Origin of the sequence: Paracoccus aurantiacus, assembly GCF_007993065.1 — a bacterium.
Lineage (GTDB): Bacteria > Pseudomonadota > Alphaproteobacteria > Rhodobacterales > Rhodobacteraceae > Paracoccus > Paracoccus aurantiacus.
Genome location: NZ_VOPL01000004.1, coordinates 157,438 through 169,701, shown reverse-complemented (window position 1 = coordinate 169,701; position 12,264 = coordinate 157,438). Strand labels below are relative to the sequence as shown.

General features: G+C 63.3%; 14 protein-coding genes. 7 read left to right on the top strand and 7 right to left on the bottom strand.

What is annotated here, in order from left to right:
* Positions 1–139: 139 nt before the first annotated feature.
* The gene (locus FQV27_RS11370; RefSeq protein WP_147098516.1) at positions 140–1,006 is read left to right on the top strand and encodes a formate/nitrite transporter family protein; all 867 of its coding nucleotides are present in this window, start codon (positions 140–142) and stop codon (positions 1,004–1,006) included.
* 92 nt (positions 1,007–1,098) lie between these two features.
* On the opposite strand, the gene FQV27_RS11365 is transcribed toward FQV27_RS11370, so the two are convergent.
* Positions 1,099–2,298, bottom strand: coding sequence for an AI-2E family transporter (locus FQV27_RS11365; RefSeq protein WP_147098514.1), 1,200 nt, complete (start codon positions 2,296–2,298; stop codon positions 1,099–1,101).
* A gap of 67 nt (positions 2,299–2,365) precedes the next feature.
* Complete coding sequence (locus tag FQV27_RS11360; protein WP_147098512.1) at positions 2,366–2,812, bottom strand: outer membrane protein assembly factor BamE; 447 nt, start codon at positions 2,810–2,812, stop codon at positions 2,366–2,368.
* Between the two features lie 121 nt (positions 2,813–2,933).
* Between FQV27_RS11360 and FQV27_RS11355 the strand changes: the two genes are divergently transcribed.
* Positions 2,934–3,470: a YceD family protein gene (locus FQV27_RS11355; RefSeq protein WP_147098509.1), complete on the top strand. Its 537-nt coding sequence runs from the start codon at positions 2,934–2,936 to the stop codon at positions 3,468–3,470.
* Here FQV27_RS11355 and rnhA read toward each other — a convergent pair.
* From rnhA to ispH, 4 genes are read right to left on the bottom strand one after another with little or no spacing between them, the layout of a single operon-like run.
* On the bottom strand, positions 3,467–3,928 hold the full coding sequence (rnhA, locus tag FQV27_RS11350) for a ribonuclease HI (RefSeq protein WP_147098507.1): 462 nt from the start codon (positions 3,926–3,928) through the stop codon (positions 3,467–3,469). The two genes, FQV27_RS11355 and rnhA, sit on opposite strands and share 4 nt — an antisense overlap.
* 40 nt (positions 3,929–3,968) lie before the next feature.
* Complete coding sequence (locus tag FQV27_RS11345; RefSeq protein WP_147098505.1) at positions 3,969–4,571, bottom strand: LysE family translocator; 603 nt, start codon at positions 4,569–4,571, stop codon at positions 3,969–3,971.
* On the bottom strand, positions 4,568–5,173 hold the full coding sequence (locus FQV27_RS11340) for a glutathione S-transferase family protein (RefSeq protein ID WP_147098502.1): 606 nt from the start codon (positions 5,171–5,173) through the stop codon (positions 4,568–4,570). Before FQV27_RS11340 ends, FQV27_RS11345 begins: the two co-directional genes overlap by 4 nt.
* Positions 5,174–5,222: 49 nt before the next feature.
* Complete coding sequence (gene ispH / locus FQV27_RS11335; protein WP_147098498.1) at positions 5,223–6,179, bottom strand: 4-hydroxy-3-methylbut-2-enyl diphosphate reductase; 957 nt, start codon at positions 6,177–6,179, stop codon at positions 5,223–5,225.
* Positions 6,180–6,286: 107 nt separating this feature from the next.
* Here ispH and FQV27_RS11330 point away from each other — a divergent pair, with 107 nt between their 5' ends.
* Entirely contained in the window at positions 6,287–7,468 is a 1,182-nt protein-coding gene (locus FQV27_RS11330; RefSeq protein WP_147098496.1) for a PQQ-dependent sugar dehydrogenase, read from the top strand.
* Positions 7,469–7,557: 89 nt separating this feature from the next.
* Here the strand turns inward: FQV27_RS11330 and FQV27_RS11325 are convergent, their stop codons facing one another.
* Entirely contained in the window at positions 7,558–8,139 is a 582-nt protein-coding gene (locus tag FQV27_RS11325) for a LabA-like NYN domain-containing protein (protein WP_147098494.1), read from the bottom strand.
* A gap of 49 nt (positions 8,140–8,188) precedes the next feature.
* On the opposite strand from FQV27_RS11325, the gene folK reads away from it, so the two are divergent.
* Genes folK through FQV27_RS11305 form a run of 4 tightly spaced genes read left to right on the top strand, consistent with a single transcriptional unit; the run spans position 8,189 to position 12,103 of the window.
* Positions 8,189–8,842 (top strand): 2-amino-4-hydroxy-6-hydroxymethyldihydropteridine diphosphokinase, encoded by a 654-nt coding sequence (gene folK / locus FQV27_RS11320; RefSeq protein WP_147098491.1) that lies wholly within the window; start codon positions 8,189–8,191, stop codon positions 8,840–8,842.
* Between the two features lie 7 nt (positions 8,843–8,849).
* On the top strand, positions 8,850–9,203 hold the full coding sequence (gene rpoZ, locus FQV27_RS11315) for a DNA-directed RNA polymerase subunit omega (RefSeq protein WP_147098486.1): 354 nt from the start codon (positions 8,850–8,852) through the stop codon (positions 9,201–9,203).
* A 21-nt stretch (positions 9,204–9,224) separates the two neighbouring features.
* Positions 9,225–11,351 (top strand): RelA/SpoT family protein, encoded by a 2,127-nt coding sequence (locus FQV27_RS11310; RefSeq protein WP_147098484.1) that lies wholly within the window; start codon positions 9,225–9,227, stop codon positions 11,349–11,351.
* 56 nt (positions 11,352–11,407) lie between these two features.
* Complete coding sequence (locus tag FQV27_RS11305; protein WP_147098483.1) at positions 11,408–12,103, top strand: DUF2062 domain-containing protein; 696 nt, start codon at positions 11,408–11,410, stop codon at positions 12,101–12,103.
* The last annotated feature ends 161 nt before the right edge of the window (positions 12,104–12,264 follow it).

The following is a 12,264-nucleotide window of genomic DNA, read 5'->3' as shown; positions in this document are numbered from 1 at the left end:
TGACGGACAGGAACGCGAGTCCGCCAAAGCGCGCCAATTTCGCCGCACCTGCACCCGCCACATTCGGTGTTGAGTGGCCTGGGCACTGGCAGGCGCTTCGCCGCGCGCTAGTATAGCGCAATCGGCAGGGAGAATGCGCATGGCTGAGCGAAATCAGGCGGAAGATCACGGCACATCGCTGGATGCCCCCGTCGAAGACAAAGAGGACGCGGCAGAGAATCACGGGCTCAGCGCCGTTTCCGTCTATATCGTCGTCCACGAGGAGGGCATGGACGAGCTGCGGCGTCCGGTCAAATCGCTGTGGTGGTCGGGGGTCGCGGCGGGGATCGCGATTTCCGCCTCGGTGCTGGCGGAAGGAATCCTGCATTCGATTTTCGAAGACCATCCCTATCGCCCCGCAATCGAGAACCTGGGCTACACGGTCGGCTTCGTACTGGTCATCCTCGGCCGGTTGCAGCTTTTTACCGAGAATACGATAACCGCGATCCTGCCGCTGCTGTCCCGGCCCAGCCGTGACATGCTGTGGTGCACGGCCCGGCTTTGGACCATCGTGTTTTTCGCCAATATGGTCGGCACGCTGTCAGCGGCAATCATGACGCTGTGGATCGGCACCGTCCCGCCGGATTACGTCGAGGGCATGATGGCGATTTCCGCGCATTATGCGGAACTGGGGGTCTGGGACGTTTTCGTGCGCGGCACCCCTGCGGGCTTCTTCGTCGCCGCAATCGTCTGGATGCTGCCCTCGGCGCGGGCCTCGTCGATCTTTGTCATCATGATGTTCACCTATCTGATCGCGATGGGCGATTTCACCCATGTCATCGCCGGGTCCACCGAGCTTTTCCTTCTGCTTCTGGACGGGCAGATCGGGGTGTCTCATGCGCTGTCGCTGCTGGTGGCGACACTGCTGGGCAATATCCTTGGCGGAACCGGGCTGTTCGCCGTGCTGGCCTATGGTCAGGTCGCCGACGAGATGGATGACGAGGCCCAGCGTGCCGACAGGCGCTGATGCGTGCAGCGCTGTCCGGCAGGGAGGTGCTGGTGTAAGGCCGTGCCGGTTATCGGCCGACTGGCCCTGCCCCGCATCCGGCGGCCCGGCGCTCAGGCGGCGTCGCTCTTTTCGGGTTTGTGGGCGGGCAGGTCGTCGCCCAGAACGCCCTCGATATAAAGCCGCTGGACCAGAACCATCGCGACCACCATTAGCGGTGCCGCGACCAGAATGCCGGGCAGGCCAAACAGCACCCCGAAGCCGATCACGCCGAAAATCGTCATGACCGGCGGCAGCCCGGCCGCGCGGCGCTGGATCAACGGCATGATGACGTTGCCTTCAAGCTGCTGGATCACGATGAACAGGACCAGCACGTTGATCGCATCGCGCGGCCCCTGCGTCAGCGCGAACAGCACGGCTGGGGCGCCGCCCAGAAACGGACCGATATAGGGTATCACGTTCGTCAGCCCGGCAATGATGCCCAGCGCCAGCGCCAGCGGAATGCCAAGCAGCCACAGCCCGAGGCCCGACAGCGTGGCGACAACCAGCATGTCAAGCGCCTGCCCGGCAAGCCAGCTCCATAATTTATCGCCGAGTTCCTGAACGATCGCCGCCGCGCGTTCCCGGCGTGGGACCGGCACGAGCAGAAGCGCCCCCTGAATATAAGGGCCGGGATTGATCGCAAGGAAGATCGCAACCGTCACAATCAGCACAAGATTCGCGATGCCGCCGGTGGCGGCATTCAGCGTCCCGCGCACGAAACCGAAAATGCCGTTAAACGTGCCTGCGGGCGGACCGGACGCGCCGGACGCACTGGCCCCGTCGCGCACCACATTGCCGCTTTCGGACATCTGATTGATCAGCAGATTGCCGATGGTGGAATTCGAAAGCCATTGCGTCACCTGCGTCCACGCCTTCGGAATCGCATTGATAAGCTGGCGCATCTGTTGCGCGATTTCTGGCCCGGCATTTGCAATCAGTGCCGCGACAGCCAACAGCACGAGCCCGAGGACCAGAAACACGCCGACGGTCGGCGGGATGCCGGTAAAGCGGGCGATGAAGATGGCAGAATTGCGCAGCGCTATCGCCAGAAGCACGCCGGCAAAGCCCATCAGCATCACGAAGGACAGTTTCCACACGACCACCAGCGCAATGGCGATGGCAAATACCGTCAGAATCGTTGCGAGCGGCACCGGCCCGCGAGAAACCTTGATCGCGCCCTCGGCAGCGTCCGGATCGGTTTCGGCGTCGACATGCACGCCGGAATGCGGGCGGTCCTGTTCGGTATCGGGCCGGTCGCTTGCAAGTGGCATGGGATCATCCTGACTGCTCTCGGGGGCTAAACCTGTCACATCCGCCAGAGTTCCGCGCCAGCCCGGATCAGTCGATGAAACGGCCCGCGGTGATATTGCCGAGCGTCCCGAGCGCCTGCCGAAGCGCGCTGATCGAGGTGATGCCCGAATCGGTCACGCGGCGCGACAGGACGACGATGCGGCCCTGCTCCAGCCCGAATCTTTCGACATTGGCGACGGTGCCTTGCGGGGTGAAATTGATTGCGACGACTTCGCGGTCGATTTCCTGCGGCGGCATCGCGCCATAGTGACGCCAGCGCGATCCGACATAATACCAGCCCGAGCCTTCCAGCAGCCCTTTCGAGGTCGGGCGACCGATAAGCGATTCGACCTCTGCCTGCGAGGTCTGGCCGACGACGACCTGCGACAGCGCATCATCGGGCGGAATATAGCCGTGATGGCGATATACGGGCGCACAGGCGGTCAAGGCGAGGCTCAGCGACAGCGCAATGACAAAGCTGCGGATCGTTATCATACCAATTGTCTTTCCCGCCTGAACCACGGCCCGGTTGACGCCGCCTGCCACGCTTAGCAAACTCGGCCGGTCCGCTCAAGAACATCGCGGGCAAGTGACCGGAATCCATTCGGAAAGCCAAATGCCAGCATCGTCCCCCCTGCCCGACCGCCTGCGTGTCGCCCATCTTTCACCGGCGCGCGACAATGAATTCGACCTGAAGCCCGATGCCGGCGCGCGCGCGGCGATCGCCGCCGAGATGGAGCTGTCGGACCTGCCGAAGCTGCGCTTCACGGGCCGCGTCCGGGCGCGCGGCAGCGACGAATGGGTGCTGGACGGCACGCTGCGCGCGACTGTCGTTCAGCCCTGCGTCGTGACGCTGGATCCGGTGACAACCCCGCTGGAGGAGCAGGTATCGCTGGTCTTTTCGCCCCATGTCACGACCCCGGAGGAGGACGAGATAGAGATGGGCGACGAAACGATCGAGCCGCTTGGCCAGTGGATAGATCTTGGCGCAATCGCCCTTGAGGCGCTGGCGCTGGCACTGCCGACCCATCCGCGCAAGGACGGGGCCGAATTGCCGGAAGCCGCTGCCGACGATGACGCCGGGGCCGCATCGGCTGAGACGCGCAAGCCCTTTGCTGGGCTGGCAGATCTGATGAAGAAAGACCCCGGCTAGGTTTTTGCGGGCTTGAAGGGGGCCATGCCCGCGCGCGCCAGTTCGTCCGCGCGTTCGTTTTCGGGATGCCCGGCATGGCCCTTGATCCACGCCCAGGTGACCTTGTGGCGCGATTGCGCGGCGTCGAGCCTTTGCCACAGATCGACATTCTTCACCGGCTTGCGGTCGGCGGTTTTCCAGCCGTTCCGCTTCCACCCGTGAATCCAGCCGGTCACACCATTCTTCACATAGGCGGAATCGGTGGTGATGGTGATCGCGGATGGCCGCGTCAGCGTCTCCAGCGCGCTGATCGCGGCCATCAGCTCCATTCGGTTGTTGGTGGTGTCGGGCTCTCCGCCGGACAGCTCGCGTTCCTTGGCGATGTCGTCGCCCTTCATGGCGCGCATCAGCACGCCCCAGCCACCGGGGCCGGGATTGCCGGAACAGGCCCCATCGGTCCATGCAAATAATTCGCTCATGGCAGGGCTTCTAGTCGATGCCCGCGATGGGGAAAAGCGGTCAGGCCCGTTCGGTCGCCAGTTTCAGGCCCAGAAGCGCGAAGCTGGCCGCAAAGGCGCGGCGCATCCAGTTCATCGCGGTTTCGCTGGACAGGATGCGCTGGCGGCCCGTCGCGGCAAGGGCGACATAGCCCATGAACACGGCGAAAGTCATGGCGGTGAAGCCCGCGCCAAGCTGGATCAGCATTGGGGTGCCAGCGCCTGCCGGCATGAATTGCGGGATGAAGGCCATGAAGAACAGGGGAAGCTTGGGGTTCAGGATGTTCAAGAGGATGCCGCGACGCACAAGCTGCGCGGGCGCGGCAGGCTCGGCCGGGCGGATCGACAGCCCGCCGTGATCCTTCAGCACCGCCCATGCCATCCACAGCAGATAGGCGACGCCGGCGAATTTGATGAACTGGAACAGAACGGCGCTGGTATGCAGCACCGCCGCAAGCCCTGCCATTGCAACGACCATGTGAATCACGGTGGCGATGGTGCAGCCGACCGAGGCCCAGAGCCCGGCGCGGAAGCCGCCGCCAAGCGTGGTCGACAGCGTATAGACAACACCGATCCCCGGCGCGAGGCAGACAATGAAGGCAGTCAGAAGGTAATCCCAGCTCATTCATTCAATCCCTTGTAACCCGGCAGCGCGGAAATGCGCTGGATCCAGTGATTGATGCCAGGAAAGCGGCTCATGTCAAACCCGCCGCGTTCGCCCGCCGTATGCGTGTAGCCGTAAAGGCAGATATCGGCGAGCGTCATGTTATCGCCCGCCAGCCAGTCATGGTCGGCCAGCCGGTTTTCCATGATCTGCAGATTAGCGTGACCGCTGGTCAGCAGCTCGGCCATCCGTTCGGGCGTCGCAAGATGGCGGCGTTGGGGATAGAAGCTGAGCGCGGCACGCACGGCGACGGTTCCTTCATGCTGGTTCTGTTCCCAGAACATCCAGGACAGCATCTGCGCATGGACATAGGGGTCAGTCGGGACGAAATCGGTGCCCGCGCCGAGGAAGCAAAGAATTGCATCGGATTCGGGCAACAGCCGGCCATCGTCCAGTTCCAGCACCGGCGCCTTGCCGAAGGGAAGACGACCATCCGCCTTGGCGCGATCCAGCGCATCGGTCTGGTATTCGACATCAAGAATCTCGGCGTTGCGGCCCAACAGCGCCAGCAGCAGGCGCACCTTGTAGGAATTGCCGGAAGACGGCATCGAATACAGCTTCATCGCGTTCACCCCTTTTGTCCAAAGCGGACTCGGGCGCGATAAGGCCCGATCAGGCGGGTTCGCGCAAGACGCGCGGGACCTTGAATTCGACATTTTCCTGCGCCGTTTCCACGATCTCGACTGTCACGTCGAAACGGGCGCGGAAGGCGTCGATGACCTCGTTTATCAGCACCTCGGGCGCGCTGGCACCGGCGGTGACGCCGACGGCACTGATGCCTTCCATGGCGCGCCAGTCGATTTCATCGGCGCGCATGACAAGCTGCGAATAATCGCAGCCGGCGGCCTTTCCGACCTCGACCAGACGGCGGGAATTGGAGCTGTTGGGCGCACCGATCACCAGCAATGCGTCGATCTTGGGGGCAACCGCCTTGACCGCCGCCTGCCGGTTGGTGGTGGCATAGCAGATGTCTTCCTTGGCCGGGCCGATAATGGCCGGAAAGCGTGCCTGCAGGGCGGCGACAATGGCGGCGGTGTCATCGACCGACAGCGTGGTCTGGGTGATGAAGGCCAGCCGCGACGGATCGCGGGGTGCGATGCCCGCCACGTCGTCGACGGTTTCAACCAGCAGAACCTCACCTTCCGGCAATTGCCCCATGGTGCCCAGCACTTCCGGGTGGCCGGCATGGCCGATCATCACCATCTGCAGGCCGTCGGCGTGATGACGCTCTGCCTCGACATGGACCTTGCTGACCAGCGGGCAGGTCGCATCGACAAAGATCATCTCGCGCCGCTTCGCCTCGGTCGGGACGGCTTTCGGCACGCCATGGGCGGAAAAGATCACCGGGCGGTCGTCGGGGCATTCGTCCAGTTCCTCGACAAAGACCGCGCCCTTGTCGCGCAACCCGTCCACGACGAATTTGTTGTGCACGATCTCGTGGCGGACATAGACCGGCGCGCCCCATTTCTGCAGCGCCATTTCCACGATCTTGATGGCGCGATCGACGCCCGCACAGAAGCCGCGCGGGGCGGCGAGATACAGCGTCAGGGGGGGCTTTGCGTGTTCCATGGCAGGGACGTAGCGCGCCCGGCGCGAAAAATCCAGTGGACCCGATGCGCGACCCAAGGCGTTGTGATGACCAAGACCAACGCGACGTTCAGATATGGAGACGACATATGAAACGCCTTCTCTCGACAAGTGCCGCCGCGATTCTGGCCGCAACTGCCCTGCAGGCGGAGCCCGTGGCGCAGGGCGCGCCGAATACCGATTATCAGCCCGCCAGTCCCGATCAGACCCGCGCCGAGGCAATGCAGTCCGGCGTGACGCTGAAGGTTGAACCTGTGGTCGAAGGGCTTGCCCACCCTTGGGCGGTGGAACTTCTGCCCGACGGATCGGCGCTGATTACCGAACGTCCGGGTCGGTTGAAGCTTTACAAGGACGGCGCCGTGACCGAGATCAGCGGCCTGCCCGAAGTGTCCGCCGATGGCCAGGGCGGACTTCTGGACGTGGCGCTTGCGCCCGATTTCGAAAGCTCTCGCACCATCTTCCTCAGCTATGCCGAACCGCGCGAAGGCGGCAATGGCACGGCGGTCGCGCGTGCCACACTGGCCGAGGACGGCGCGTCGCTTGGCGATGTGCAGGTGATTTTCCAGCAGCAGCCGACCTATGACGGCGACAAGCATTTCGGCAGCCGGATCGTGCCGAACGACGACGGAACGCTGTTCGTGACGCTTGGCGAACGCTCGGACGTGCCGATCCGCGATACCGCGCAGGAGATGTCGCATCATCTGGGCAAGCTGGTCCGCATCAGCGCGAACGGAGAAGTCCCCGCCGATAATCCCTTTGTCGGCCAGGACGGGGTGATGCCGGAAATCTATGCCAGCGGGTTGCGCAATGTGCAGGCTGCGGCGCTGGATGCGGATGGCGCGCTGTGGACCATCGAACATGGCCCCAAGGGCGGGGACGAGTTGAACCACGTCGAAGCGGGCAAGAATTACGGCTGGCCGGTGATTTCCTACGGCGTGAATTATGACGGCTCGCCAGTGAATGAAGGGATCACCGCGCAAGACGGGATGGAGCAGCCGGTTTATTACTGGGACCCGGTCATCGCCCCGTCAGGTGCCGATTTCTACGAGGGCGAGCTGTTCGGCGACTGGCAGGGCGACCTGCTTGTCGGGGCGATGCGGCCCCCGGCCCTTGTCCGGCTGCACCTTGAGGGCGGCCGCGTTACCGGGGAAGAGCGGCTTGACCCCGGCATCGGGCGCATCCGCGACGTCAAGGTCGCCTCGGACGGCACGATCTGGGTCGTCACTGATGAAGATCGTGGCGGGCTTTATCGTCTGTCCCCCGAGGGCTGAGCCCCGAGGTATCGACGAAAGGCGCCCGCCCGGCCTCCTCCCTCCTGACACTGACCCTTCCGCGTGCGGCGGAAGGGCATTCCTTGATGTCAGGTATCGCGTGTCGGCGGCTGCGTGTTGTCGCGCGGCGGCTGGGTGCCTTCGCGCGGCGGCCGACCGATGATGTCGCGCAGTGCCTCAAGCTCGATGAAGTTGTCGGCCTGACGACGCAGGTCGTCCGCGATCATCGGCGGCTGGCTGCGGGTCGTCGACACGACCGAGACGCGAACGCCCTGACGCTGCAATGCCTCGATCAGCGGGCGGAAGTCGCCATCGCCCGAGAACAGGACGGCGTGGTCCAGCCGCGGCGCGAGTTCCATCGCATTCACCGCCAGTTCGATGTCCATGTTGCCCTTGATCTTCCGACGCCCCATCGCGTCGGTATATTCCTTCGCCGGCTTCGTCACGAGCGCATAGCCGTTATACTGAAGCCAATCGACCAGCGGACGGATGGGGGAATATTCCTCATTCTCAAGCAGCGCGGTATAGTAGTAAGCCCGCAGAAGTTTTCCGCGACGCTCGAATTCCTGACGCAGCAGGCGGTAGTCAATGTCAAAACCCAGCGATTTTGCCGCCGCATAAAGATTAGCACCATCAATGAACAGTGCGAGCCGATCGTCCTTGTAGAACACGAAATCTCCCTCGACGCGTCCCCGTCTGCGCGTCAAATGTTAAACCCAAATGCTGGAAACGATTATCGAAACCAGAATGCACAACCTATCCTTCATTGCCCTCGGGTCAAACTTGTCTTCTTCGTCAGGTTCGTCCCGGCAGACCATTCAGGCGGCGCTGAAACGCCTGTCCGCAACGCCGGAGCTGTCCTTACAGTCTGTTTCACGCTTCTACCAGACACCTGCATTTCCGGCCGGCAACGGGCCGGATTATGTCAATGCCTGCGCAGCCGTCGAAAGCGGGTTGGCGGCTGGCGAATTGCTGGCGCTTCTGCACGGGATCGAGGCCGATCTGGGCCGCGTTCGCAGCACCCGTTGGGCGGCGCGTGGCATCGACCTTGACCTGATCGCGACGGGTCAACAGGTGCTGCCGGATGACGCGGCGCAGGATCGCTGGCGCGCGCTGCCGCCACAGCGCCAGCTGATCGAGACGCCGGACCATCTTGTTCTGCCCCATCCGCGCCTGCAGGACCGGGCCTTCGTTCTGGTGCCGCTCAGCGATATCGCACCGGGCTGGACGCATCCGCGCACCGGCCTGAGCGTCGTGCAGATGCTGGAAAATCTGCCGCCCGAGGACCGCGCTTCGCTGCGCGTTCTGCTTGACAATGCGCCAAAGACTGACCACATAACCGCTTCCCGCCCCGTTTCTGATTCGAACCGATAGGTGATTCATGGCCCGCGTGACCGTCGAAGATTGCGTCGATAAAGTCCCCAACCGCTTCGACCTCGTGATGCTCGCTTCGCACCGCGCGCGCGAGATCGCGACCGGCAGCCCGTTGAGCATTGAGCGCGACAACGACAAGAACCCGGTTGTTGCGCTGCGCGAAATCGCCGACGAAACCCAGCAGGTCGATGACCTGCGCGAGCGGATGATCGAATCCAGCCAGACCCAGATCGAGGTCGACGAGCCTGAAGAAGACGCGATGGCGCTGCTTCTTGGTGCGGAAGTCGACCGGCCCAAACCGGCCGACGAAGAATCTGAGGAAAAGATGCTTCGCATGATGCTGGAAGCCAACCAGCGCTGAGGAATGTAGCGAGGTCTTCGATTGGAAAAATTCGACGTCGAAGACCTTCTCGCGCTTATCCGGAACTATAACCCGCGCACCGATGAGAAGCTGATCCGCGAGGCCTATGAGTATGGCCAGCGGATGCATGAGGGTCAGTTCCGCCACTCGGGCGAGCCCTATTTCACCCATCCCGTCGCAGTCGCCGCCATTCTGACCGAAATGCGGCTGGATGATGCGACAATCGTCACCGCGCTGCTGCACGACACGATCGAGGACACGCGATCGACCTGGGGCGATGTCTCGCAGAAATTCGGCCGTGAAATTGCCGATCTGGTCGATGGCGTCACCAAGCTGACCAATCTTGAACTGTCCGGCGCGCATTCGAAGCAGGCCGAGAACTTCCGCAAGCTTTTCATGGCCATGACACGCGATCTTCGCGTGATTCTGGTGAAGCTGGCCGACCGGCTGCACAATATGCGCACGATCCGCGCCATGAAGCCCGAAAAGCAGGTCAAGAAGGCGCGCGAAACGATGGACATCTATGCGCCGCTGGCCGGGCGCATGGGGATGCAGTGGATGCGCGAGGAGCTTGAAGACCTCGCCTTCAAGGTCATCAATGCCGAAGCGCGCAATTCCATCATCCGCCGTTTCCTGACGCTGCAAAAGGAATCCGGCGACGTCATCGCGCAGATCACCAAGGACATCCGCACGGAACTGGACCGCGAGGGCATTGAGGCGAACGTTTACGGCCGGGCCAAGCGCCCGTTCAGCGTCTGGCGCAAGATGCAGGAAAAACAGCTGACCTTTTCGCGGCTGTCAGATATTTACGGCTTCCGGGTCATCGTCGGCACGGAAAGCGAATGCTATCGCGCGCTTGGCCTGATCCACCGCCGCTGGCGCGCGGTGCCGGGGCGGTTCAAGGATTACATCAGCCAGCCCAAGGCAAACGGCTATCGCTCGATCCATACGACGGTGACAGGGCGCGACGGCAAGCGGGTCGAGGTTCAGATACGCACCCGCCAGATGCACGAAGTGGCTGAAGCCGGGGTCGCCGCGCATTGGTCCTACCGCGATGGCGAACGCTCGACAAACCCCTTCGCGGTCGATCCGGCGGAATGGATCGCGCAACTGAACGAACGTCTTGGTGGCGAGGATCACGACGAGTTTCTGGAACACGTCAAGCTGGAAATGTATTCGGATCAGGTGTTCATCTTCACCCCGAAAGGTGACGTGATCCAGCTTCCGAAAGGCGCGACCCCGATTGATTTCGCCTATGCGATCCATACCCGGATCGGAAACGGGACCGTCGGCGCCAAGGTTGACGGCATCCGCGTGCCGCTGTGGACGCGGCTGAAGAACGGTCAGGTGGTCGAAATCATCACCGCGGCCGGGCAGCGTCCGCAGGCCGCATGGCTTGAAATCGTGCAGACCGGCCGCGCGAAGGCCGCGATCCGCCGGTCGCTTCGCGAAGAGGACCGTGCGCGGCTGATCCGGCTGGGGGCGGAACTGGTGCGCATCAGTTTCGAACATCACGGGCGGCGCGTGACCGACAAGGCGCTGCGCACGGCTGCCGCGAAGCTTGCCCTGCCCGATGCAGACGAGTTGCTGGCCCGGATCGGCTGCGCCGAGATGTCCGCGCAGGAAGTCCTGACAACGCTTTACCCCGAACTGGAGGCCAGCAAGGAAACCGTCGATCCGACCCGGCCCGTTGCCGGGCTTGAAGCGGATCAGACGCTTGCCCGCGCCCATTGCTGCCAGCCCCTTCCGGGAGAGCGGATCGTCGGGATCACCTATCGCGGGCGCGGCATCATCATTCACTCCATCGACTGCCCGGCCCTTGCCGAACTGGACAGCGAGGACGACCTGAAGCGTTGGGTCGATCTGCACTGGCGCGAGGGGCGACACCCCGCCGCCTATCCGGTCACGATCTCGATCACCATCCGCCACGATTCGGGTGTGCTGGGCCGGATCTGCACGCTGATCGGCACGCAGGGGGCGAATATCTCTGATCTCGTCTTTGCTGACCGCAAACCCGATTTCTACCGCCTTCAGATAGAGGTGGAGCTGCACGGGATGGACCAGCTTCACGCGCTGCTGACGGCACTTGAAGCCGAATCCGACGTCGCGCAGGTGACGCGCCTGCTGCGCCCGGAACTTGCACCGTGACGCGTTCGTTGTTGGAAGATCGTAACCAGTCCTGATCTCACCTTATCAGCCAGCCGATGTTCAAGCGCCGCAAACCACGAAGTTATTCCCAGATCGCGACCGAGATGATCTATCCACGCGGCGGCTGGATGAGGGCGGCGCAATATGTGCTGTACCGCGTGCGCCGCCTGCCCGATCAACCGCACAAGATAGGGCGCGGGGTCGCTGCGGGGGTGTTCATCTCGTTCACGCCGCTGCACGGGTTTCACTTCCTTGCCGCCGCGGGAATTGCCTGGGTCATTGGCGGCAACATCCTTGCGGCCCTTCTGGCCACCTTCGTCGGAAACCCGATCACCTTTCCCTTCATCGCTTATGGATCGACCTGGCTGGGACGAGAGATCCTTGGCACGCATGGCAAGCTGTCGGCGAAGATGATCCTGAACGAATTCGCCGACGCAACGACCCAGGTCTGGCACAATATCGGCGCGATGTTCGGCCCCGGCGTCGCGCATTGGGACCGGCTCAGTTCGTTTTTCCGCGACATCTACCTGCCCTATCTGGTCGGGGGGATGATCCTTGGAACGATTGCGGGGATCGTTGCGCATTACCTGACGGTTCCGGTCATCCGCGCCTATCACCGCCGCCGCGCGCGCAAGCTGGCCCAGCGGATCGAAAAGATCCGCGTCGGCAGCGCCCCGCGCCCGCCCGTCGCGCCGGCCCCGCCCGACGCCGGCGACCCGCCTGCCCCGGACCAGCCGGACCGACCGAATTAGGGCTTTTCATCGTGGCAAGTGATTGTATAGTCAGCGCCATGACCCGGACGCGACACATCTCTGGCACCCGCAACGCGCAGATTGGCGCGCGTTTTGCCGTGAACCTCCGCGGTCTGCTGCTTCTTACGCTGCGCTGAGCGGGTCCTGCCGGGCCGCCGCTC

Excerpts from the sequence above, each read along its gene's own strand:
- FQV27_RS11370 (WP_147098516.1), top strand. The coding sequence starts at position 140 with ATGGCTGAGCGAAATCAGGCGGAAGATCACGGCACATCGCTGGATGCC.
- folK (WP_147098491.1), top strand. The coding sequence starts at position 8,189 with ATGCTGGAAACGATTATCGAAACCAGAATGCACAACCTATCCTTCATT.
- ispH (WP_147098498.1), bottom strand. The coding sequence starts at position 6,179 with ATGGAACACGCAAAGCCCCCCCTGACGCTGTATCTCGCCGCCCCGCGC.
- rpoZ (WP_147098486.1), top strand. The coding sequence starts at position 8,850 with ATGGCCCGCGTGACCGTCGAAGATTGCGTCGATAAAGTCCCCAACCGC.
- FQV27_RS11345 (WP_147098505.1), bottom strand. The coding sequence starts at position 4,571 with ATGAGCTGGGATTACCTTCTGACTGCCTTCATTGTCTGCCTCGCGCCG.
- FQV27_RS11365 (WP_147098514.1), bottom strand. The coding sequence starts at position 2,298 with ATGCCACTTGCAAGCGACCGGCCCGATACCGAACAGGACCGCCCGCAT.
- FQV27_RS11355 (WP_147098509.1), top strand. The coding sequence starts at position 2,934 with ATGCCAGCATCGTCCCCCCTGCCCGACCGCCTGCGTGTCGCCCATCTT.
- FQV27_RS11360 (WP_147098512.1), bottom strand. The coding sequence starts at position 2,812 with ATGATAACGATCCGCAGCTTTGTCATTGCGCTGTCGCTGAGCCTCGCC.
- FQV27_RS11305 (WP_147098483.1), top strand. The coding sequence starts at position 11,408 with ATGTTCAAGCGCCGCAAACCACGAAGTTATTCCCAGATCGCGACCGAG.
- rnhA (WP_147098507.1), bottom strand. The coding sequence starts at position 3,928 with ATGAGCGAATTATTTGCATGGACCGATGGGGCCTGTTCCGGCAATCCC.
- FQV27_RS11340 (WP_147098502.1), bottom strand. The coding sequence starts at position 5,173 with ATGAAGCTGTATTCGATGCCGTCTTCCGGCAATTCCTACAAGGTGCGC.
- FQV27_RS11330 (WP_147098496.1), top strand. The coding sequence starts at position 6,287 with ATGAAACGCCTTCTCTCGACAAGTGCCGCCGCGATTCTGGCCGCAACT.